This window comes from Corynebacterium sp. HMSC08F01 (assembly GCF_001807545.1).
Lineage (GTDB): Bacteria > Actinomycetota > Actinomycetes > Mycobacteriales > Mycobacteriaceae > Corynebacterium > Corynebacterium coyleae.
Genome location: NZ_KV789291.1, coordinates 17,584 through 38,130 on the forward strand (window position 1 = coordinate 17,584; position 20,547 = coordinate 38,130).

The 20,547-nt window shown below is 62.2% G+C and carries 19 protein-coding genes; 11 read left to right on the forward strand and 8 right to left on the reverse strand.

From position 1 onward, the window contains the following. Positions 1-34 precede the first annotated feature (34 nt). From HMPREF3171_RS03490 to HMPREF3171_RS03520, 7 genes are all read right to left on the reverse strand, one after another. Positions 35-349 carry a DUF2516 family protein gene (locus HMPREF3171_RS03490; RefSeq protein ID WP_083279324.1) on the reverse strand — a complete coding sequence of 105 codons (315 nt, stop codon included), beginning with the start codon at positions 347-349 and terminating at the stop codon, positions 35-37. 11 nt (positions 350-360) lie between these two features. After that, on the reverse strand, positions 361-864 hold the full coding sequence (locus HMPREF3171_RS03495) for a CGLAU_01105 family protein (RefSeq protein ID WP_070482933.1): 504 nt from the start codon (positions 862-864) through the stop codon (positions 361-363). 15 nt (positions 865-879) lie between these two features. Then, positions 880-2,157, reverse strand: coding sequence for a DUF445 domain-containing protein (locus HMPREF3171_RS03500; protein ID WP_246815312.1), 1,278 nt, complete (start codon positions 2,155-2,157; stop codon positions 880-882). A gap of 84 nt (positions 2,158-2,241) precedes the next feature. After that, positions 2,242-2,610, reverse strand: a complete 369-nt coding sequence (locus HMPREF3171_RS03505) for a hypothetical protein (protein WP_070421511.1) — start codon at positions 2,608-2,610, stop codon at positions 2,242-2,244. Positions 2,611-2,676: 66 nt separating this feature from the next. After that, the gene (locus HMPREF3171_RS03510) at positions 2,677-3,426 is read right to left on the reverse strand and encodes a succinate dehydrogenase/fumarate reductase iron-sulfur subunit (protein ID WP_070421512.1); all 750 of its coding nucleotides are present in this window, start codon (positions 3,424-3,426) and stop codon (positions 2,677-2,679) included. After that, positions 3,426-5,498 (reverse strand): fumarate reductase/succinate dehydrogenase flavoprotein subunit, encoded by a 2,073-nt coding sequence (locus HMPREF3171_RS03515; RefSeq protein ID WP_070482939.1) that lies wholly within the window; start codon positions 5,496-5,498, stop codon positions 3,426-3,428. The genes HMPREF3171_RS03510 and HMPREF3171_RS03515 overlap by 1 nt, the downstream gene beginning before the upstream one ends. Positions 5,499-5,519: 21 nt before the next feature. Beyond that, positions 5,520-6,293, reverse strand: a complete 774-nt coding sequence (locus HMPREF3171_RS03520) for a succinate dehydrogenase cytochrome b subunit (protein WP_070421514.1) — start codon at positions 6,291-6,293, stop codon at positions 5,520-5,522. A gap of 257 nt (positions 6,294-6,550) precedes the next feature. On the opposite strand from HMPREF3171_RS03520, the gene HMPREF3171_RS03525 reads away from it, so the two are divergent. Then, positions 6,551-7,009 (forward strand): SRPBCC family protein, encoded by a 459-nt coding sequence (locus tag HMPREF3171_RS03525; RefSeq protein ID WP_070482942.1) that lies wholly within the window; start codon positions 6,551-6,553, stop codon positions 7,007-7,009. A 251-nt stretch (positions 7,010-7,260) separates the two neighbouring features. Here the strand turns inward: HMPREF3171_RS03525 and lpdA are convergent, their stop codons facing one another. After that, positions 7,261-8,673, reverse strand: a complete 1,413-nt coding sequence (gene lpdA, locus HMPREF3171_RS03530; RefSeq protein ID WP_070453155.1) for a dihydrolipoyl dehydrogenase — start codon at positions 8,671-8,673, stop codon at positions 7,261-7,263. Positions 8,674-8,751: 78 nt separating this feature from the next. Between lpdA and HMPREF3171_RS03535 the strand changes: the two genes are divergently transcribed. The 10 genes from HMPREF3171_RS03535 to HMPREF3171_RS03580 all read left to right on the forward strand — a co-directional run bounded on the left by HMPREF3171_RS03535 (position 8,752) and on the right by HMPREF3171_RS03580 (position 20,544). Next, on the forward strand, positions 8,752-10,218 hold the full coding sequence (locus HMPREF3171_RS03535) for an alpha/beta hydrolase (RefSeq protein ID WP_141743333.1): 1,467 nt from the start codon (positions 8,752-8,754) through the stop codon (positions 10,216-10,218). Between the two features lie 315 nt (positions 10,219-10,533). Beyond that, positions 10,534-11,643 (forward strand): alpha/beta hydrolase, encoded by a 1,110-nt coding sequence (locus HMPREF3171_RS03540; protein WP_070482945.1) that lies wholly within the window; start codon positions 10,534-10,536, stop codon positions 11,641-11,643. 28 nt (positions 11,644-11,671) lie between these two features. Continuing rightward, positions 11,672-12,895: a M1 family metallopeptidase gene (locus HMPREF3171_RS03545; RefSeq protein ID WP_070482949.1), complete on the forward strand. Its 1,224-nt coding sequence runs from the start codon at positions 11,672-11,674 to the stop codon at positions 12,893-12,895. Next, the gene (locus HMPREF3171_RS03550; RefSeq protein ID WP_070482952.1) at positions 12,892-14,073 is read left to right on the forward strand and encodes a polysaccharide biosynthesis protein; all 1,182 of its coding nucleotides are present in this window, start codon (positions 12,892-12,894) and stop codon (positions 14,071-14,073) included. The genes HMPREF3171_RS03545 and HMPREF3171_RS03550 overlap by 4 nt, the downstream gene beginning before the upstream one ends. A gap of 6 nt (positions 14,074-14,079) precedes the next feature. Then, positions 14,080-15,051, forward strand: coding sequence for a dTDP-glucose 4,6-dehydratase (rfbB, locus tag HMPREF3171_RS03555; RefSeq protein WP_070482955.1), 972 nt, complete (start codon positions 14,080-14,082; stop codon positions 15,049-15,051). Further along, positions 15,051-16,364, forward strand: coding sequence for a sugar nucleotide-binding protein (locus HMPREF3171_RS03560; protein ID WP_070482958.1), 1,314 nt, complete (start codon positions 15,051-15,053; stop codon positions 16,362-16,364). The genes rfbB and HMPREF3171_RS03560 overlap by 1 nt, the downstream gene beginning before the upstream one ends. A 66-nt stretch (positions 16,365-16,430) precedes the next feature. Further along, positions 16,431-17,291, forward strand: coding sequence for a hypothetical protein (locus HMPREF3171_RS03565; protein ID WP_070482961.1), 861 nt, complete (start codon positions 16,431-16,433; stop codon positions 17,289-17,291). Between the two features lie 76 nt (positions 17,292-17,367). Next, complete coding sequence (locus tag HMPREF3171_RS11610) at positions 17,368-18,801, forward strand: ATP-binding protein (RefSeq protein WP_070829323.1); 1,434 nt, start codon at positions 17,368-17,370, stop codon at positions 18,799-18,801. A 79-nt stretch (positions 18,802-18,880) separates the two neighbouring features. Beyond that, positions 18,881-19,747, forward strand: coding sequence for a glucose-1-phosphate thymidylyltransferase RfbA (rfbA, locus tag HMPREF3171_RS03575; RefSeq protein ID WP_070482967.1), 867 nt, complete (start codon positions 18,881-18,883; stop codon positions 19,745-19,747). Next, positions 19,747-20,544 (forward strand): glycosyltransferase, encoded by a 798-nt coding sequence (locus HMPREF3171_RS03580; RefSeq protein ID WP_070482970.1) that lies wholly within the window; start codon positions 19,747-19,749, stop codon positions 20,542-20,544. Before rfbA ends, HMPREF3171_RS03580 begins: the two co-directional genes overlap by 1 nt. Positions 20,545-20,547: the final 3 nt, after the last annotated feature.

The following is a 20,547-nucleotide window of genomic DNA, read 5'->3' on the forward strand; positions in this document are numbered from 1 at the left end:
CCGCTGCGGCGGCGCTGCGGCGGCGCGGGCGGTGTTACCAGCCCGCGTTGCCCTCCAGAATGTTTTTGATCTGGGGGCGGATGTCGAAGTAGTAGATACCGATCGCCACCGCACCAAACCATGCGATGAACGGCAGGCCGAGCATGCACGCCACTGCAGACAGCGCCAGGATGCCAATCCAGGCGCCCTTGGACTGGCGGCCTGCTGCTTCGAACGCGTCGGGGCGGGTCGTCGCCACGAGCCCGGCAGCCACAAGGCCTGCGATGCCGACCGCGAAGAGCATGAGGAAGCTCGCGCGTGACGGGAGCGTCGTGATGAACTGGATCTGCTCAAGAGCCGCGGTATCCATATCCCAACCTTCTAGTTAGCGGTGTTGTTGGAGTCGGTTTCGTCCGTCTCCAGAATCTCGCCGTCGATAATATCGCCGTCACCGGTGGTGTTGTTGAACTGGTCTTGGAGGCGCTCCACCAGGCCGTCGAAACGCGAGCGGATATCGCTCATAACACCCTTGTCATCGACACCGTCAAGAGCCTTATCCAGACGCTCGTTGAGCGCAGCGCGCACCTCATTTACCTTCGTAGTCACAGTCTCCTTGAGGTCGTCGGAGATCTGCAGATCACGCTCACGCAGGGAGTTAAAGAGCTTCTCCGCCTCATCGACGAAGTTGTTGGCCACGTTGCGCACGTCACCCTCCGACGTCGCCGCGTTCAAGTTCGTGCGAGCCTCATCGGACGTGGATTGGAAACGCTCAGAGAGCTCGCCGGCTACCTTGCCCAGCGCCGCACCGAGGGAAGAACCTGCCAGCAGCAGGGCCTCGCCAGCGTCGCGCAGGTTGTTACGGATCTCGCCATTGTTGTCAGCCACAGTTTTACCTTTCATCTAAAAGAACAAGAGCTGTGTCACAGTGTAAATAACCAAACCGGCCAGTGCACCGACCACAGTGCCGTTCAGACGAATGAACTGCAGGTCACGGCCCACCATCAGCTCGATCTTCTCCGCTGCTTCCTCCCCGTCCCAGCGCTCGATCGTCTCCGCGATGATGCCCACGATCTGTTCCGCGCCGTTCTCGGCCGCGTAGTGGGTGATCTTTTCCAGGCGTGCTTCGGCGTCGGCGCGGACTGTGGGGTCGTCGCGAAGCTTGGTGCCCCATTCCATCGACGCATCCGCGATCTTCCTGCGCAGCGTGCTCGACGGATCCGAGGCCGCCTCCACCAACGCTGTGGACAACTGCGCCCACATCCCCGCCGACGCCGAACGCACCGCATTCGACGCCATGATGTCGCCCTTCAACGCCTCCACGCGCGAGATCATCTCCCCATCAAACTGCAGGTCCTGCGCGAAGTCGTTGATCTGTCGGCGCAGCGCCCTGCGCGCCTCGTGCTGCGGGTCCGCGTCCACGTCCGCCATGAACGACACCAACTCGTCGTACACGCGCTGCCCCACGAGGTCTTTGGCGAATTGGGGTGCCCAGCGGGGCATGCGTTCGTCGATAAGTGAAACGACCGTGTCCTCCATGCCATTTACTTTGCGACGACCCCACGCCACCATGTCATCCACCACCGGCTCCACCTTGCCATCCGCAATCAACCCCTCCAGCGCACGGCCCAGCGGCGGGCCCCAAATCGGCTCCGCAAAGCGGTCGATCACCTGCGAATCGATAAACCGCTCCGCCTCCTTCGGATCGATGCCCTCAACCATGCGCACCACGAACGTGCCCACCTCTTCGCTGACCCGCTCCGCGTTCGCTGGCTGCGCCATCCACGTGCCTACCCGCTCCGGGATGCCCGCATCCATCACCTTCTGCGTAATCGTGCGCGCATTCAGGAAGTTCTCGCTGACAAAGTCGCTCAGCGCCCCCGCAACCTGATCCTTCTTGTTCGGGATGATCGCCGTGTGCGGAATCGGAATCCCCATCGGGTGCTTAAACAACGCCGTCACCGCAAACCAGTCGGCCAAACCACCCACCATGCCTGCCTCCGCCGCAGCACGCACGTAACCAATCCACGCCGCCGTTGCGCCTTGGGATTGCGCCCACGAGCACACAAGGAAGATCACCGCAGCAACCCCAAGCAAACTTGTCACCGCGATCTTGTGGTTTCGCAGGACGCGGCGCCGCTCCGCCTCATTGGTTGGGCTTGGCATCAACTGATCAGTCATGCCCCCGATTAAAGCAGCCCGGCCGACATGGGCACGAAAAATGCCCCCTTCGCCGAAACGAAGAGGGCAAAAGCTTCCAGCGCGTTAGTTCACGCGGCCAGTGCGCTTGCGGTACTCCTTGTAATCCTTCCGGCCAAGGCCGATGAAGATGAAGGCGAGCACCGTGGTGATCACTGCTTCAGCGACGCCCAGGATGAGCAGACGCTCTGCCAGGCCGTGAGTCTGCGAGCCAAAGCCGTAGACCATCGCACCCCAGCCCCACACTGCCAGGCCAACACCGAACAGTGCGGACAGGAGCAGACCCATCGCAACCCAGGTGAAGTTGCGGTTCAGGGACGAGTGCGGCGCACCCAGGGATACCGGGTCGTAGCCCTCGATGTACGTGTCCTCGATCCTGCTCTGGTACTCAGGGAAAGACTCGCTGTGGATATCTGCAACTGCATGAGAACCCATGATGATGTTTCCTTCTACTACTGCTGGTTCTACCAGGACTCCAATACCTCGGAGTATACGGCAGATCTAGTCGTCGCCACCCTTGAAGGCAGCACGGGCACGCTCAGCGTTGATCGCACCGACTGCATCAAGCGGGATACCGGCCGGGCAAACATCAGCACACTCGCCGTACAGCGAGCAGTGGCCGAAGTTCGTCTCCAGCTCATCAACCATGTTGCGGGCACGGCGGCCGCGCTCCATCTTGCCCAGCGGCAGCAGCTTCAGGTGCTTGAGCTTCGCGCCAGTGAACAGGTGCGCAGCACCGTTCGGGCAGGCAGCCACACAAGCGCCACAGCCGATGCAGGCCGCGTAGTCAAGCGCGGTCTCTGCGTCCTTGTGGTTCACAGCCAGCGTGTCAGCATCCGGAGCGGTACCGGCGTTGACCGAGACGTAGCCACCCTGCTGCATGACGCGGTCCAGAGCGGAACGGTCCACAGTCAGGTCCTTGATCACCGGGAATGCACCGGAGCGGAACGGCTCAATCTTGAGCGTATCGCCGTCGTTGTAGTTAAACAGGCGCTGCAGGCAGGCCGTCGTGTTCTGGCCAGCACCGTGCGGGCGACCGTTGACCAGTACGCCACAGGTGCCGCAAATGCCTTCGCGGCAGTCAGAGGCGAACACGAACGGTTCTTTGCCCTCTTCGACGTAGTTGTTGTTGACGTGGTCGAGCAGCTCCAGGATGGACATCTGCTCCACAGCGTCGTCGACCTGGACGGTCTCGAAGCTGCCCTCAGTGTCAGGACCAGCCTGGCGCCAGATTTCAAGTGTCAGTTTCATTACTTGTAGTTCCTTGCCATCAGCGGGATCGAATCGAAGTACAGGGGTTCAGCGTGGCGGATGAACTGGCCTTCGCCGGCCGGCTCCCACGCGGAGACGAAGCACCAGTTGTCGTCGTCACGCTCTGCCTCGCCGTCATCGGTGAGGTGATCCATACGGTAGTGAGCACCGCAGGACTCGTCGCGGTCAAGAGCGTCGATGCACATGAGCTCGCCGAGGTTGATGTAGTCAACCAGGCGCAGCGCTGCCTCGAGGGTCTGGTTCATGTCATCCGCGGTACCCGGGATGTGAATGTTGGTCCAGAAGTCCTCGCGCAGTGCACGGATCTTACGGATGCCCTCTTCCAGGCCCTCCACGGTGCGGGCAACGCCGCAGTGCTCGTAGAGGATGTCGCCGAGCTGCTCGTGGAAGTGCTCCGGGCCGTGCGGCTCCGGACCACGGATGGACATGATGCGCGCGATGCGCTCCTCCACCTCAGCAACAACGTCCTTGGCTTCCTGGGAGTCCTCGGAGAGCTTCTCCTCACCGAGGTGGTTTGCCAGGTAGTTCGGGACGGTGAACGGCAGGGTGAACCAGCCGTCGACGGATGCGGACAGCAGCGAGTTAGCACCCAGACGGTTTGCACCGTGGTAGGTCCAGGAGCACTCACCGGCGGCGAACAGGCCGTCGATGGAGGTCATCTCGTTGAAGTCGGTCCACAGGCCGCCCATGGTGAAGTGGACGGTCGGTGCAATACGCATCGGAGCCTTGTACGGGTCGTCGCCAGTGGAGTCCTCGTACATCTCGAACAGGTTCGAGTAACGCTCACGGATGGTGTCCTCGCCGAGGCGCTCAATCGCGTCGGAGAAGTCCAGGTATGCGGAGTTGTGCAGCGGGCCAACACCGTAGCCGGCATTGAGCTGCTGGGAGATCGCACGGGACGCAACGTCACGCGGCACCAGGTTGCCGAAGGCCGGGTAGCGACGCTCCAGGAAGTAGTCACGCTCGTCTTCCGGAATGGTGTTCGGGTCGCGGTCGTCGCCCTTTTCCTTCGGGGTCCAAATGCGGCCGTCGTTACGCAGCGACTCCGACATCAGCGTGGTCTTTGCCTGCCACTTCGCGTTGACCGGAAGACCGGTCGGGTGGAACTGGACGAAGCACGGGGACGCCAGGTAGGCACCACGCTCGTACGCACGCATCATGGCGGAAGAGTTGGAGTTCTTCGCCAGCGTGGTCTTGTGGTACACGTTGCCGTAACCGCCGGTAGCCAGGATGACTGCGTGGCCGGTGAACGGCGTGATCTCACCGTTGATCAGGTTACGGGTCACAATGCCGGAGCAGTGCTTCTTGCCGTCCTTCTCGGTGATGATCAGATCCATCAGGTCGTGGTGAGTGAAGATCTCAACGTTGCCCAGGTGGATCTGGCGCTGCAGAGCCGAAGCGGTGGACAGCTGCAGCTGCTGGCCTGTTTGGCCACGGGTGTAGTAGGTACGGGAGACCTGCACGCCACCGAACGAACGGGTGGCCAGGGTGCCGCCGTACTCACGAGCGAACGGAGCGCCAATGGCGTTCATGTGGTCGATCACGCGGACCGACTCGACAGCCAGGCGCCAGCAGTCGGACTCGCGGCAGCGGTAGTCGCCGCCCTTCACGGTGTCCTTGACGTGGCGGTAAGCACCGTCGTTATCCACCTTCTTGCCGCGGGCGGAGTTGACGCCACCCTGTGCAGCAATGGAGTGCGCACGACGCGGAGCATCGTGGTAGGTGAAGGACTTGACGTTGTAGCCGAGCTCGCCAAGTGCCGCAGCAGCTGCGCCACCGGACAGGCCGGTACCAACAACGAGGACGGTGAACTTACGACGGTTCAGCGGCGACACCAGGTTCATGTGGTCCTTCTGGAACTCCCACATGTCCTTCATGCGCACTTCGTCGCGGTTTGGCTCGTTGGACTGCAGGATCTCACCCGGGGTGACACCAGCAGCAGCCGACTCCGGCTGACGGAACGCCTGTGCCTGGGCCTGGCCGGCAGCCGGCGTCTCGGTGGAGGCCTGCTCGCCGTGCGAACCCTGATTCGAGGAAATAGAGGTAGTCATATTGTTTCTCCTATTTGGCCATTACCGAACGAAGTCCGGGACCCAGCCGGCCGCAAGAGCGATCGGCATGATGACGTTTCCGGCGACGACGATGAACGGGAGGATGTACGCGAGCACGACCATGAGGCCCTCACCGCGCTTGCCCAACCAGCCAAGGTCAGACACAGCGAGGTAGATGCCGTGGGTCAGGTGCAGCAGCAGTGCCAGGTTCGCGACAACGTAAACCAGGGTGACCCACCAACGACCTGGGCCGAAGGTAGCCAGCAGGTTGTTGCGGACTGCGCCGTGGACGAACTCGTCGGAAGCCACAGCAACACCCATGGTGAGGTCCAGGATGTGGAACACGATGAACAGCAGCAGGATGACACCCGTGACCAGCATTGCGCGGGTCGCGGTGGACTGCCAGCCACCCATCAGGCCCGTGCGCTTGAAGCGACCGCGGGACTTCTTCGAACGGCCGTGCAGGGCGAATGCTCCCCAAACGTGCAGCACCAGGCAGGCGAGCAGCACGATGCGAATAATCCACAGGAAGCCCTCACGCGGGAACAGCGGCTCGCCGATCGTGCGGAGGAACTCGCCGTAGTCGTCGATCGGCGCGGAGCCGTCGGCGTGCAGCGGCATAAAGATCTTCAGGTTGCCCACCATGTGGCCAAGCACGAAGAGACCGAAGATGAGGCCGGTGATGGCCATGGTCAGCTTGATGGCCCATGTTGGGTAGGACGGCCGCTCGCGCAGCGGCTTTTCAGTAATTTTTCCGTGACGAATGGCTTCACGGTCTGCGTTTTGTACAGTCATGGCACCTCCAGTGTCGCTAATACTCTATGAGAATCGCGCCGGTTACACACACCTGAATTGCAGGCCGATCCATGTTTTTCCCAAGTTTCAACCGGCACTTGACCCCTCTCCCCAGTACGCACCGCACTTTGTGACCTTCCTCACTGCGGGGCGTTGATGGTGGATAGCCAACAATCCCCACCCCGTTAAGTGTCAATCTTTGGTTGGTTAGTTTCACCTAACTGCCAGCTCGGGGCGAAATCGGTACGCTGGCCCCCATGGCTATTGACAAGAACACCGAGAACTCTGCAACCCGTCAGATTGATGCCCCTGCGGCCGCGATCTTCGACATCCTGTCCAACCCCGAGCGCCACGCCGAGACCGACGACTCCGGCATGGTTGTCTCCGCCGATCAGGCCGAGCGCCTCAAGGCAGTCGGCGACACGTTCACTATGAACATGACCAAGGAGGACGGCGACTACCAGACCGTCAACGAGGTCTTCGCCATCCAGCCGGACCGCATCATCGGCTGGAAGAACGTGGAAAACACCACCGCCCAGGTGAAGGTTGGCGCGAAGTGGCTCTACGAGCTCGAGCCGATCGACGCCGACAACACCACCGTGAAGCTCACCTACCAGCGCGATGAGCTGGAGGAGAACCTGCTGGGCATGACCGAGAAGTTCAACGACGACTTCCTAGCCAAGTCCCTGGACAAGCTCGCAGCAGCAGTCGCATAAGCAATCGCTTTTCGACGACACCACGCGGCGCCCCGCCAGTCGGGGCGCCGCGTTCTGCTTTTGCTGATCGTCTAGCGACCTTGGCTGCACAACTAGACGATCAGCGCACCTCGCCCGCGTTTTCCCAGGTGATAACGCAACCCATGTTCAATATGGTGCGGATCGTCTAGTGACAGCTAGACTATCCGCACCACACCACACGAAAAGGGGCGCGACCGCACCGGTCGCGCCCCTTTTTATACGTCGATCAATTAGAGGTTGATCATGTGGCCTTCGACGCCGTGGGCAACTTCCTTGAGCACCTCAGACAGGGTCGGGTGGATGTGGATGGAGCGAGCGATCTCACCAGCGGTCAGATCGAAGCGCTGTGCAAGCACAACCTCCGGCAGAAGCTCGGAAACGTTCGCGCCAACGAGGTGGGCGCCGAGGATCTCGCCGAACTCAGCGTCGGCGACGAGCTTGCCAAAGCCAGCGGTCTCAGCCAGGCCAACTGCCTTGCCGTTTGCGGTGAACGGGAAGGTCGCGACCTTGATGTCGCGGTCTGGCCACTTCTCCTTCGCCTGCTCCTCGGTGTAACCCATGGATGCAACCTGCGGGTTACAGAAGGTGGCGCGCGGGGTCATCATGTAGTCCTCGATTTCGAGGGTCTCTGCACCCGCGATGGTCTCGGCAGCGATGATGCCCTGCGCCTCTGCGACGTGGGCGAGCTGGAGCTTCGCGGTGACGTCGCCGATGGCGTAGATGTGATCGACGTTGGTGCGCATGCGCTCGTCGATAGCAATGGCGCCACGGTCGGTGAGCTCGACGCCGGTGTTCTCCAGGCCGTAGCCCTCGGTGCGCGGGGCGAAGCCGACGGAGATCATCACGCGGTCAGCCTTGAGGGTCTCGGTCTTGTCGGAGCCGTTCTTCTTTACGTCGACCTCGACGGTGTCGCCGTTGTCGCGCACCTCGGTGGTGGCGTGGCCGGTGAGCAGCTTCACGCCAAGCTTCTTGTAGGCCTTGGCGATCTCCTTGGATACGTCCTTGTCCTCGTTCGGCAGGACGCGGTCCTGGTACTCGATGACGGTGACGTCAACGCCGTAGTTGGACAGCACGTAGGCGAACTCCATGCCGATGGCGCCTGCGCCGACGATGACCATCTTCTCCGGAGCCTCAGGGTTGAGGATCTGCTCTTCGTAGGAGACGACGTTCTCGGACAGTTCGATGCCCGGCAGGGTGCGCACGACGGCGCCGGTGGCGATGATGCAGTCGTCGAAAGTGACGGTCTTGCCCTTGTCGTCACCTTCGGTGATCTCGATGGTCTTGGCGTCCTTGAAGGAGCCCAGGCCGTTGATTTCCTGGATCTTGTTCTTCTTCATCAGGTAGTGCACACCGCCGACGATCTTCTGGGAGACCTGGCGGGAGCGCTTGTGGGCGTCGGTGTAGTCAAACTCCACGTCACCCTTGATGCCGAAAGTTTTTGCTTCGTGGTTGAAGATCGAAGCGACTTCAGCGTTCTTGATCAGCGCCTTGGATGGGATGCAGCCTACGTTGAGGCAGACTCCGCCCCAGTACTGCTTCTCAATGACAGCAACTTTCTTACCCAGCTGAGCTGCACGGATGGCGGCGACGTAGCCACCGGGGCCCGCGCCGAGGACAACAACGTCAAAATGTTCTTTACTCACGATGCATATGGTACGTCCCCGTCTGGCAAAATGTGGCGGAGGATCTCCCCAAGTCTTTAGGAAAGCGAGCACAGTTCCGTGAAACTCACGCGTCCGGCCATCGCCGCAGCCGCTGTCGCCCTTGTTACAGCAGGTGCCGTTCCCGTTGTCCATTACGCATCTTCGCTTGACGACGACACCCCCGCCGTCCTCAGCGCTGCCCAGTCGACAGTGAATACAACATTGCCCGAGACCACGACCTCGGAGACGACCGAGCCGACTGAGAAGTCGACCACGTCGGAAACGTCGGCAACGTCGACCTCGAACGAGCCCACCCCCACCACGTCCGAGCTGGTACCGGAGGGCTCCAGCAAGGACACGACCAACGAGGACCTCACCTCGAAGGACGGGAAGGACGACTCAGCCACTGACGCGGATGCGGACGCCACGGTGCTTTCGGAGGATGCGGCGAAGCTGAACCCGATGGGTGAGGATATGCAGCAGCACCCGGCAATCAAGGAACTCGGCGAGGTGCCGAAGACGATGAGCGGCGCGGACCAGCGCTGGGTCAAGCGTCTGGCCGACAACCAGCACGTGTGGAAGAACGAAGCGCTGCGCGTGCACTCGGAGTCGATGGAACGCGACATCCCGGTCGCGGTGTTCTACGCCACCAACGACAAGGGCGAAACGGTCGAGAACGCCCCGACGGTTTACCTACTTAACGGCGCTGGTGGCTCCGAGCAGGACACCGACTGGGTTTCCCAGGCACTCGAAGAAGTCCACGAGGTCTACGGTCGCTCGGGCGCGAACGTGGTCATCCCGATGGAGGGCGCGTTCTCGTACTACGTCGACTGGGCTGCAGAGCCGCCGACGGAGAAAAACGTGTTTTACAAGGGCAAGCAGATGTGGTCGACGTTCCTGGCCAAGGAACTGCCGCAGGCCATCGAGCCGTACATCAAGGCTGACCCGAATCGCCGTGGCGTGATCGGCATGTCTATGTCCGCCACCTCGTCGCTGCTGCTCGCTGAGCACAACCCGAACATGTTTAAGGCCGTCGGCTCGTTCTCCGGCTGCCCGGCAACGTCGCGTCCGCTGCCGAGCTTCTTCATCAACCTCACCGTGGACCGTGCTGCACCGGGTGTCATGACGCCTGAGTACATCTTCGGCCCGATGGGTTCGGACTACAACCGCCGCTACGACGCCCTGGTCAACGCACCAGCTCTGGCGGGCACTGACACGAAGGTGTACATCTCCACCGGCACCGGCCTCGCAGCGGAGACCGACATGCCGGGCACGTTGCGGAAGCGCCTCGAAGATGCGGGCCTGGACTCCTCCGACGCGTTTGTGAAGGGTTCCGCGAACGCCGCGACCCTCCTGGTCGAAGGTGGCGCGATCGAGGCCGCGATGAACGCCTGCACCCACGACTTCCTGGTCAAGGCGCGTGCCAACGGTGCGGAGGTCGCTCACGCTGAGCTGCGCCCGGTTGGCACCCACTCCTGGCCGGTGTGGCGCGACGACCTGAAGCGCTCCTACGAGACCGTGTTCAAGTCGGCGCTCGGCCTGTAACTGGGCCTGTAACCGCGCCTGTAAAAGCAGGCAACAAAAAAGAGGCACCCTGCCACAGGGTGCCTCTTTTTCTAGCTTTTAGAACATGCCCAGGCCGTAGGCGATCGTGGAGGACGTCGAGGAGCCGAAGTGGATGAGCTGGCCGAGGACCTCGTTGATCTGCAGCTGGACGGATTCGATCGGGTTCATGTCGCTTTCCTTTCAAAACGTGGAACATCTGTAACAATAGCCACAGGTTTAACGTATGTACCGTACAATGACGCTTCGAATGTCGTCAGGCAACACACTTTCGTTACAGAAACGGGGACCCGCCTCATGAAGACCTTGAAGAAAGCTGCGCTCGCAGCACTCACCGCCGTCGCCGTCGCATGCGGTACGACTCCCGCGGTGGCGCAGCCGGTTGGCGTGGTCAAGGCGTGGGACGCCACGGCAAACCCGCCGACCGTCATCCACACCGGCAAGCCGCAGTCCTGGGTGAAGCAGGTCGACCACAAAACGGTCCTGTCCTACAACGTGTTCTCCCCGTCGATGAACCGTGACATCCCGGTTGCCGTCATCCCCGCCACCAACCCGGCCGGCCAGCGCGTTCAGGGCGCGCCGACGCTCTACCTGCTCAACGGCGCAGGCGGTGCGGAGCAGGACCAGGACTGGATCCACCTGCACACCACCAAGGATTACTTCGCCGGCAAGGGTGTCAACGTGGTCATCCCGCAGGCTGGCGCATTTTCGTACTACACCGACTGGGTCGCCCCAACCGTGCGCTCCCGATACCTCAACGGCCCGCAGAAGTGGGAGACGTTCCTGACCAAGGAACTGCCTGGTCCGATTGAGCGCACCCTCGGTGCAAATAACAACCGAGCGATCGCCGGGTTCTCCATGTCGGGCACCTCGGCGCTCGTCCTGCCGCAACACAACCCGGGCATGTACAAGGCGGCGGCATCGTTCTCCGGCTGCGCGGCGACATCCTCGCCAGCCGGTTACAACTTCGCCCGCATCACCGTGAACCGCGCGTCGGCTACCCAGGACTTCAAGACCGTCACCCCGGAGATGATGTGGGGTCCGATGGGCGGACCCTACAACCGCTGGAACGACGCCCTGCTCAACGCCGAGAAACTGCGCGGCCTGAAGCTCTACGTCTCCGCGGGCACCGGCCTGGCGGGGCGCAGCGACCAGGTCAGCTACCTCATCGGCCTCGGCGCACCGGACCCGATCGCACACATCGGCGCGGCAACGCTGCAGGTAGAAGGCGGCGTGATCGAGGCTGCGATCAACACCTGCACCCACGACCTCAAGGCAAAGCTCGACGGGTTGAACATCCCGGCGCACTTCGAGCTGCGCAACGTGGGCACCCACTCCTGGCCGTACTGGCGCGACGACCTGGACAAGGCCTGGCGCACCACTATCGCACCGGCACTCGGGGTGTAAGCCCGCGCTGGACTAGACTTCGCAGGCGATGAAACGCCGCAGCGACAACTACACGGGCGTGGAACCCAACCGTGGGTTCCACGTCACGCATTACGACCTGGATTTCGACTACATCGTCGGACCCAACCGGCTCAACGCCACCGCAACGTTGACGCTGACCACCACCGAAGCCCTGCACCACCTGACGTTGGATGTGGCGGAGGGGCTTGCGGTTCGGCGCGTGGAGTCGTCGATAAGCAGTGGCATCAAGCGCTTCCGCCAGTCGGGTGGAAAATTGCGCATCTCGCTTCACGACGACCTCCCGGCCCACACCGAATTCACCCTCACCATCCGCTACGGCGGCAACCCCCGCCCGCGACGCACCGCGTGGGGCGAACTCGGCTGGGAGGAACTCGACAACGGCGCGCTGACCGCCAACCAGCCCAACGGCGCACCCACCTGGTTCCCCTGCAACGACACCCCCGACGAGAAGGCGACCTACACGTTTAACGTGCGCACCGACCGCGACTACGTCGCCGTCACCAACACCACGGCGCACCCGATGCCGACGTACCTGGCCACGGTGCAGGTCGGCCAGTTCCAACGCGTGGAGCTCGGCCGCAACGTCGTCGCATGGCTGCCCGGCGCGCAACCCGGCGACCTGAACAAACAGCAGGCAATGCTGGACTACTTTGAAACCGTCTTCGGGCCGTACCCGTTTGAGAACTACCAGGTAGTCGTGCACGAGGAGGCGCTGGAAATCCCGCTCGAGGCGCACGGTTTGTCCATCTTCGGCATCAACCACCTGCGCCGCAACCAGCGGCTGATCGCGCACGAGTTGGCGCACCAATGGTTCGGCAATTCGCTCGGCATCGGCCACTGGCGCGACATCTGGCTCAACGAGGGTTTCGCCTGCTACGCCGAGTGGCTGTGGGCGGATCACGCAGGACAGATGCCTATCGACGACTCCGTGCGCACCCACTACGACAAACTCACCCCCATGCGGTTTACCCTGGCGGATCCGGGCCCGCGCGACATGTTCGACGACCGCGTGTACAAACGCGGCGCGATCACGCTGCATGCTTTACGACGAAGCGTCGGCGACCCAGTCTTCTTCAACACGGTGCGCGATTATGTGGCTGCGAACGCGGACGGGATCGTGGATACGCAAACGCTCATTGACGCCTTTGCCCGCAACGGCGCCGACGCCGCGCAGGTCACAGGGATTCTGGACGCCTGGGTACAGCGCGCCGAACTGCCGGAGTGCCCGTGAAACACCTCTCGCTGGCGACAGTGTTCGCCGCCATCAGCGGGCTGGTCGTCGTCTGGGTTGCCGGCTGGGCGCTGGACGTAGAAACCGGCTACCGGTACTTCCTGGCCTACTGGGGGCTGTTCTTCGCCTGCGCCGGGATCGTGGACGGCATCACCCACGAAACCACCCGCGCCGTCGCCGCCGCCCGCGAGGACGGCACTCGCGGCAACGCCAACCCGTGGCGCATGGGTGCGGTCATCGGCGGGGTGGCGCTGGCGCTCGTGGCGGTGTTCGGCCTGTTCGGCATGGGTACGATCGTCCCCTCCGACCCGACGCTGGCCACCGCGCTACTGGCGTTCGGCCTGCTGTCTTACGCGTTCCAATCGGTGCTCTCCGGTGTGCTGTCCGGCGCGGGGCTGTGGGAGCGCTACGCCGCGCTCGTGGCGTTGGACTCCGGCGCGCGCCTGGTCCTCGCCGTGTTCACGCTGCTGCTCGGCGGTGGGCTTCGCGAGTTCCTCATCATCACCGTTATCGGCGCCCTGAGCTGGGTGGTCATCCTTGCCGTCGACCCGGTGCGCGTCGCCTTGGACGTGGACCGCGCCACGTTCGTGCGCCGCGTCCTCTCCGCCATGACCGCCTCGGGCGCCTCCGCCGCGCTGATCACCGGCTTCCCCACCGCCGTCAGCGCCGCGTTTCCCGACGACCCGCAGACCTCCCTGACCGTCGCCGCGATCTCGAATGCCGTCATGCTCACCCGCGCACCCGTGCTCGTGCCGCTGCAACGCTTCCAATCGGCGCTGGTGGTGCGGTTCGTGGAACACCGCGACCGTATTTACAAGGCGCTGGCCGCCCCCATCGGCGCGGTGCTCGCCCTCGGCGTGGTCGGTTTCGCCGCCGCGTGGCTCATCGGCCCATGGATCCTGCGCCTCGCGTTCAAACCGGAACTGTTCGTCGCCGGCCTCACGCTCGGGCTGCTCACGTTCGCCTCGGCGTTCATGGGCATGCTCATGATCACCGGCGTGGCAGTGCTCGCACAGGAGCGGCATGCGTTCTACGTGGCAGGCTGGGTCGCGGCCACGCTCAGCGCCTTCGCCGTCCTCTTCATCGCGCCGTGGGGCGTGGCCACCTCCGTTACCGTCGCCCTGTTCGTCGGGCCGGTTGTCGGTGCGCTCGTGCACCTCGCAGGCCTTGTAAGGTAACGCGATATGGAATCTTTGCTGGTCACCGGCGGCGCCGGTTTCATCGGGTCGAACTTCGCACGCATGGCGGCGCAGCGCTACCGCGTCGTCGTGGTGGACAAACTCACCTACGCCGGCAACCGCGCCAACGTCCCCGAGGGCGTCGAGTTCGTCCAGGGGGACATTTGCGAGCAATCGCTTATCGACGACCTGGTCAACCGCACCGACGCCGTCATCCACTTCGCGGCAGAATCCCACAACGACAACTCCCTGCGGGACCCAAGCGCGTTCGTACAATCCAACGTGGTGGGCACCTTTACCCTGCTGGAAGCCGTGCGCAAGTTTGATAAGCGCCTCCACCACATCTCCACCGATGAAGTCTTTGGCGACCTCGAACTCGGCGGCAACGACGCATTCACCGAAACCACCCCCTACAACCCGTCGTCGCCCTACTCCGCCACTAAGGCCGGCTCCGACCACCTCGTGCGCGCATGGGTCCGCTCCTTCGGCATCAAAGCGACGATCTCGAACTGCTCCAACAACTACGGCCCCTACCAGCACGTAGAAAAGTTCATCCCCCGCCAGATCACCAACATCCTGTGCGGCCAACCCGCGAAGCTCTACGGCACCGGCGCCCAGGTGCGCGACTGGATCCATGTCGACGACCACAACGACGCCGTCCTCACCATCCTCGAGCACGGCCGGCTCGGCGAAACCTATAATATCGGCGCAAACCAGCCACACACCACAAACAAGCAGGTCATCGAAACAATCTGCGAAATCATGGGCGGCACCTACGAACACGTCGCCGACCGGCCCGGCCACGACCAGCGCTACACCATGGACGCCACCAAACTCCGCACCGAACTCGGCTGGACACCCAAGCACGACTTCGACACCGGACTGCGCGACACCATCGACTGGTACCGAGAGAATCGTCGGTGGTGGGAGGACGGTAAGGGTGTCGTCGAGAAGCAATATGCGCAAAGGGGACAGTAATGATCGCAGGACTTGAAATCCACGACCTCACACTGCACGAAGACAACCGCGGCTGGTTCAAAGAAAACTGGGCCGGCCAAGCACTCGTACCGCGGCAACAAAACGTGAGCTACAACGCCCGACGCGGCGCCACCCGCGGTATGCACGCAGAACCCTGGGACAAATGGGTCTCCGTCGCCACCGGACGCGTCTTCGGCGCGTGGGTAGACATGCGCGCCGGCTCCGAAACCTACGGCGAAACGTTCACCTGCGAAATCGGACCCGACACCGCCGTGTTCGTCCCCCGCGGCGTAGCCAACGGCTTCCAAGCGCTTGAAGACGACACCACATACATCTACCTGGTCAACCAGCGCTACAGCCCCGGCGGCGCCTACTGCTCGTACCGCGAGATCGACTGGCCGCTGGAGCCCACCGAACTCTCCGCCGCCGACCAAGCGCACCCCATGCTTGCCGACGCCACCCCACTACCACCCCGCCGCATCCTCGTCACCGGCGCCAACGGGCAGCTCGGCCGCGCGCTGCGTGCAATCTGGTCGGACGACGAGGCGTTGTTTGTCGGCCGCGACGACTTCGACATCTGCCACGCCGCTGACGCGACGGGCAGCATGGGTATCGACTGGTCCGAGTTTTGGGCCGTGGTCAACTGCGCCGCATACAACGACGTCAACGGCGCCGAAACCGACCGCGCCACCGCCTGGGCCACCAACGCCACCGCCCCCGCCGCACTCGCCAGGCTTGCCGACGAGCACGACCTCACCTTCGTCCACGTCTCCTCCGACTACATCTTCGACGGCACAGTCGAGGTCCACGATGAGGCCGAAGTGCCCTCGCCGCTGTCCGCCTACGGAGCCTCCAAAGCCGCCGGCGACACCGCCGCCCAAACCGCCCGCAAACACTACGTCGTGCGCACCTCCTGGGTCTTCGGCGACGGCGCCAACTTCATGGAAACCATGGCCCAACTCGCCGAAAAGGGCGCCACGCCGAAGGTGGTATCCGACCAGCGCGGGCGCCCCACCTCCGCCGAAGACCTGGCCAAAGGCATCGCGCACCTGCTTCGCACCGGTGCCGAATACGGCGTGTACAACATCACCTCCGACGGCGACACCGTCGGCCGCGACGAAATCGCCATGGCCGTCTACATCGCCATGGGCGGCAACCCCGCCGACGTCCACCCCGTCACCACCGAAGAGTACGGCCTCGACGCCGCCGTGCGCCCCCGCGAATCCACTCTGTCGCTGGACAAGATCAAGGCCACAGGGTTCGCGCCGACGAACTGGCGGGCGGCGCTCGCGCTCTACGTCGCCATGCGATAGCCCAGCTGAGGGGGTGAATCCCGCTTATACTTACGGAAGTCCCCACCCCGTTCCCAGGAGATTTCCATGAAAACGTCGCGCTTCCTTGCTCTTGCTACTGCCACCGCTGTGGTCTTTTCCGCTGTCACGCCTGCGCAGGCAGCGCAGATCGGCCCCCTCAACCAAAACAAATGCAAGGTGACCTTCACCGCGGCGGAGAAGGATTTCCTGACATCGATGGAACAGGACGTGGCGAGCCGACTCGACTCGACGTTTGCACGCGACATCAACCTGTCGCTCGAAGCCGCATACCCGTCCGCTCGTCCCGTTGGCAATGACTTCGTCGACGCCAACAAGCAACCACTCACCGGCCACAAGACTGTCGATGCCTTCGACGCAGCATTCGACGCCCTGAACAAGGACTCGTACCTGAACCGACTGGGTATGGCAGGTATGAATGAGTCGACCGCGAAGTTTTATCTGCAGCTGCGCGCGCGAGCTGCCTATGGGCAGAACCTCGCCGGCGGCACCGAATCCGAGGAAACAGACTGGGATAATTACTACGTCGAAGCGAGGAAGAAAGAGGGCGATATCGAAGGCAACTTCGCTGGCGCCCTGCTAGCTCTCTTGCTTGGTCTCACCGATGTCCTTGGCAACGAGGCACAGATGGAGAAGTTCTACTCCACCTTCGAGAAAACCTCCGCTGGCAAGTACTTCGAGGGCCTGAACGCCTTCCTCAACGCCAACGCGGACGCTGAGGAAGCTTGCCTCGGTGAAGGCAACACCACGGTTGCGTTCCCGACGAAGCCCGCGAGCCAGCCGAGCAAGGAAGACGGCTCCTCCACCGCTGGCATCGTGGTCGGCGTGATCGCCGCTGTCCTCGCAGTCGTCGGTATCGCGGCGGCTTTCGCACCACAGTTGGGTCTCCAGATCCCGGGCCTGCGCTAACTGAGGTCGCAGGCAACTTACCAATCAACTTCCCAACTACTTACCAACATGGGAAGTTGATTGGTAAGTTGGTGGCATGTTGCCGGTCGATCTTGCTCAGCTGCTAGACAAACTCCGCATAATCGGTACTGAACAGCAGCACGTAGAAGTTAAATCCGGCGCCGGCAAAAACATGTTGGAAACACTCAGTGCTTTTTCTAACAAAGACGGCGGAATCATCATTTTTGGAATCGACGAAGAATCGGGTTTCACCCCGGTTCCCAACTTCGATTCCCGGAAAACTCAAGACTCTCTAAATTCATTTTGCGAGAAGCTCACTCCGCCAGTCCGTCCAACGGTCGAAGTCATGCCATTCGAAGGTTCCAGTGTCGTCGTTGCACATTTCAAAGAAATGGCTCCGTTTGATAAACCGTGTTATATCACCGCACGTGGGCCCTACGGTGGCAGCTATATCCGTTTAGGCGAAAGCGAACATCGCCTTACCGCGTATGAAGTGGATCGATTGCGCGAGGAAAGCCACCAACCACGCTGGGATCGCACTCCCGTCGAAGAAGCACGCTTAACCGACTTAGATGAAAATATTCTTCGGTCCTACCTTCAGCAACAACGCAATTCACGTCCGAAGACCTTTAAGGACGGGGAAGACATCGCGCTCCGACGGCTTCAAGTGCTCCAAGGCGACTCCCCTACCTTCGCAGCACTGTTAGCAATGGGCGACTTTCCTCAAGAATTCTATCCACGACTGACAGTCACTTTCGCCCTCTATCCAGGTGCCGAAAAAGGCGAGGTAGGAGAAGGAATTCGACTGCTGGATAGTGCGCGACTTAGAGGCCCTATCCCCGAGCTGGTAGACGAAGGTGTCCGTCTAGTTGAGAAAAATATGCGAACTGCTGGTCTTATCGAAGGAGTTTTCCGCCGAGATTTACCGGACTATCCTCAAATCGCAGTTCGCGAGGCACTCGTCAACGCACTTATGCATCGCGATTATTCCCCGACTGCACTCGGCACACCAGTACAGATCGACATGTTCGTGGACAGGCTAGTCATATCTAATCCTGGCGGACTTTACGGCGGTGTTACTAAGGAGAATTTGGGAACCCCTGGTGCGTCTTCTACGAGAAACCAACAGCTAGCAACTTTTTTGGAAGACCTTCATTTCGATGACGGGGGTCTCGTCGCTGAAAATAGAGGTACGGGTATCGCGACGATGACACGAGCGACCGCTGATGCGCTTATGCCACCTCCTGTTTTCAGTAATTCTCTCACGCATTTCTCTGTGACTTTTCATAAGAGGAAAGTCGCTGCTGAAGAAACTCATGAAACGGCTTACCAACAGGTTCTCCGACTTTTCGATGAACAACATTCCTGGTCAAGCACTGAACTAAGAAATGCAACGGGGAGAAGCCGCAGCGCAATCCAGTTGGCTTTGAATCAGCTGATGGAAGAAGGGCGAGTTGAACGCACTGAGCCTTCTCGAAGCCCGAAACAGCGGTACCGGCTTACGAAGTAGAGCTTCCCAATCAACTTCCCAACTACTTACCAACATGGGAAGTTAGTGGGAAGTTGGCTGCCCACTAGACTTCGGGGCTATGAAAGGCATCATTCTGGCGGGCGGATCGGGTACGCGGCTGTACCCGATCACGCAGGGCATCTCGAAGCAGTTGATGCCGATTTACGACAAGCCGATGATCTACTACCCGCTGTCCACGCTGATCAGCGCGGGGATTCGGGAGATTCTGATCATCACCACGCCGGAGGACCGCGCGAATTTCGAGCGTTTGCTTGGCGACGGCTCCCACCTCGGCATCATGCTCCACTACGCCGAACAGCCGAAGCCGGAAGGCCTCGCCCAAGCGTTTCTGATCGGCGAGGATTTTATTGGCGACGACGCCGTCGCCCTGGTGCTTGGCGACAACATCTTCGACGGCGCCGGCATCCTGGAAGCGCTCGGCCAGGTACGTGAGATTGAGGGCGGGGCGATCTTCGCCTACGAGGTGTCGGACCCGCAGCGCTACGGCGTGGTGGATTTCGACGCGGACGGCACCGCCCTGTCCATCGAGGAGAAACCGGCCCAACCGAAGTCGAACTTCGCGGTCGTGGGGTTGTACTTCTACGACAACGACGTGGTGGAGATCGCCAAGAACATCACCCCCTCGGCGCGCGGCGAGTTGGAAATCACCTCGGTTAACGAGGCCTACCTCAAGCGCGGCGACCTGAAGGTGCACCGCCTGCACCGCGGGGATGTGTGGCTGGATACCGGCACGATCGATTCGATGAGCGAGGCCAGCTCCTACGTCGAAGTGCTGCAAAAACGCACCGGCACCGTCATCGGTTCGCCGGAGGTCGCCGCCTACCGTGAAGGCTTCATCGACGCCGCCCAGCTGCGCGCGCTCGGTGAGGCCGTGCTCAAATCCGGCTACGGCCGCTACCTTATCGACGCCGCCGAGGAGGCCTAATGCCCACCCTTTCCGCCCTTATGAGCGTCTACCACGCCACCGACGCTGACGAACTCGAACTCACGCTCAACTCCCTCGACGCCCAAACCCACCCGGCCGACGAGGTTGTGGTGGTCTTTGACGGGGAGGTATCTGGGGCGGTGCGTGGGGTCGTCGCAAAGCATGGCGCTCGCGTGGTCGAACTACCCGAAAACGTCGGCCTAGGCCGGGCGCTCAACGCAGGCTTAGCGACGATCAACGCCACCTACACCGCACGCATCGACTCCGACGACGCCGCCAAACCGGAGCGCTTCGCCAAACAGCTCGCGTACCTGGAGGCGCACCCGGACGTGGCCGCACTCGGCAGCGCCATGGAAGAGTTCGAACACACCCCCGGCGACCGCGGCACCATCCGCGCACTGCCGCGGGATCCGAACGCGTACGTGAAAATCAACTCCCCGCTCAACCACCCCGCGGTCACCTTCCGCACCGACGCCGTCAAAGCCGTCGGCGGCTACCAGCACGTGCCGTTCATGGAGGACTACGACCTGTGGGCGCGCCTCATCGCCGCCGGCCACACCCTGGCCAACCTCGACGAGCCACTGACCTACTTCCGCGTCACCGACGACCAGCTGCGACGCCGCGCCAGCGTCGACACCCGCCGCGCCGAGCGCACCATGCAGGCCAACCTCGTCGAATACGGGCTGATCTCGCGGCCACGCGCGCTGGCGAACCTCGCCGTGCGCAACCTGTACCGCGCCCTGCCCATCGGGCTAACCAAGCGCGTCTACTCCGTGCTCTTCCACCGCGGCGAGTAACCT

Coding starts and splice junctions, on each gene's coding strand:
- HMPREF3171_RS03490 (WP_083279324.1), bottom strand. CDS start 349: ATGGATACCGCGGCTCTTGAGCAGATCCAGTTCATCACGACGCTCCCG.
- HMPREF3171_RS03500 (WP_246815312.1), bottom strand. CDS start 2,157: ATGACTGATCAGTTGATGCCAAGCCCAACCAATGAGGCGGAGCGGCGC.
- HMPREF3171_RS03505 (WP_070421511.1), bottom strand. CDS start 2,610: ATGGGTTCTCATGCAGTTGCAGATATCCACAGCGAGTCTTTCCCTGAG.
- HMPREF3171_RS03510 (WP_070421512.1), bottom strand. CDS start 3,426: ATGAAACTGACACTTGAAATCTGGCGCCAGGCTGGTCCTGACACTGAG.
- HMPREF3171_RS03515 (WP_070482939.1), bottom strand. CDS start 5,498: ATGACTACCTCTATTTCCTCGAATCAGGGTTCGCACGGCGAGCAGGCC.
- HMPREF3171_RS03520 (WP_070421514.1), bottom strand. CDS start 6,293: ATGACTGTACAAAACGCAGACCGTGAAGCCATTCGTCACGGAAAAATT.
- HMPREF3171_RS03525 (WP_070482942.1), top strand. CDS start 6,551: ATGGCTATTGACAAGAACACCGAGAACTCTGCAACCCGTCAGATTGAT.
- HMPREF3171_RS03540 (WP_070482945.1), top strand. CDS start 10,534: ATGAAGACCTTGAAGAAAGCTGCGCTCGCAGCACTCACCGCCGTCGCC.
- HMPREF3171_RS03545 (WP_070482949.1), top strand. CDS start 11,672: ATGAAACGCCGCAGCGACAACTACACGGGCGTGGAACCCAACCGTGGG.
- rfbB (WP_070482955.1), top strand. CDS start 14,080: ATGGAATCTTTGCTGGTCACCGGCGGCGCCGGTTTCATCGGGTCGAAC.
- HMPREF3171_RS03560 (WP_070482958.1), top strand. CDS start 15,051: ATGATCGCAGGACTTGAAATCCACGACCTCACACTGCACGAAGACAAC.
- HMPREF3171_RS03565 (WP_070482961.1), top strand. CDS start 16,431: ATGAAAACGTCGCGCTTCCTTGCTCTTGCTACTGCCACCGCTGTGGTC.
- HMPREF3171_RS11610 (WP_070829323.1), top strand. CDS start 17,368: ATGTTGCCGGTCGATCTTGCTCAGCTGCTAGACAAACTCCGCATAATC.
- rfbA (WP_070482967.1), top strand. CDS start 18,881: ATGAAAGGCATCATTCTGGCGGGCGGATCGGGTACGCGGCTGTACCCG.
- HMPREF3171_RS03580 (WP_070482970.1), top strand. CDS start 19,747: ATGCCCACCCTTTCCGCCCTTATGAGCGTCTACCACGCCACCGACGCT.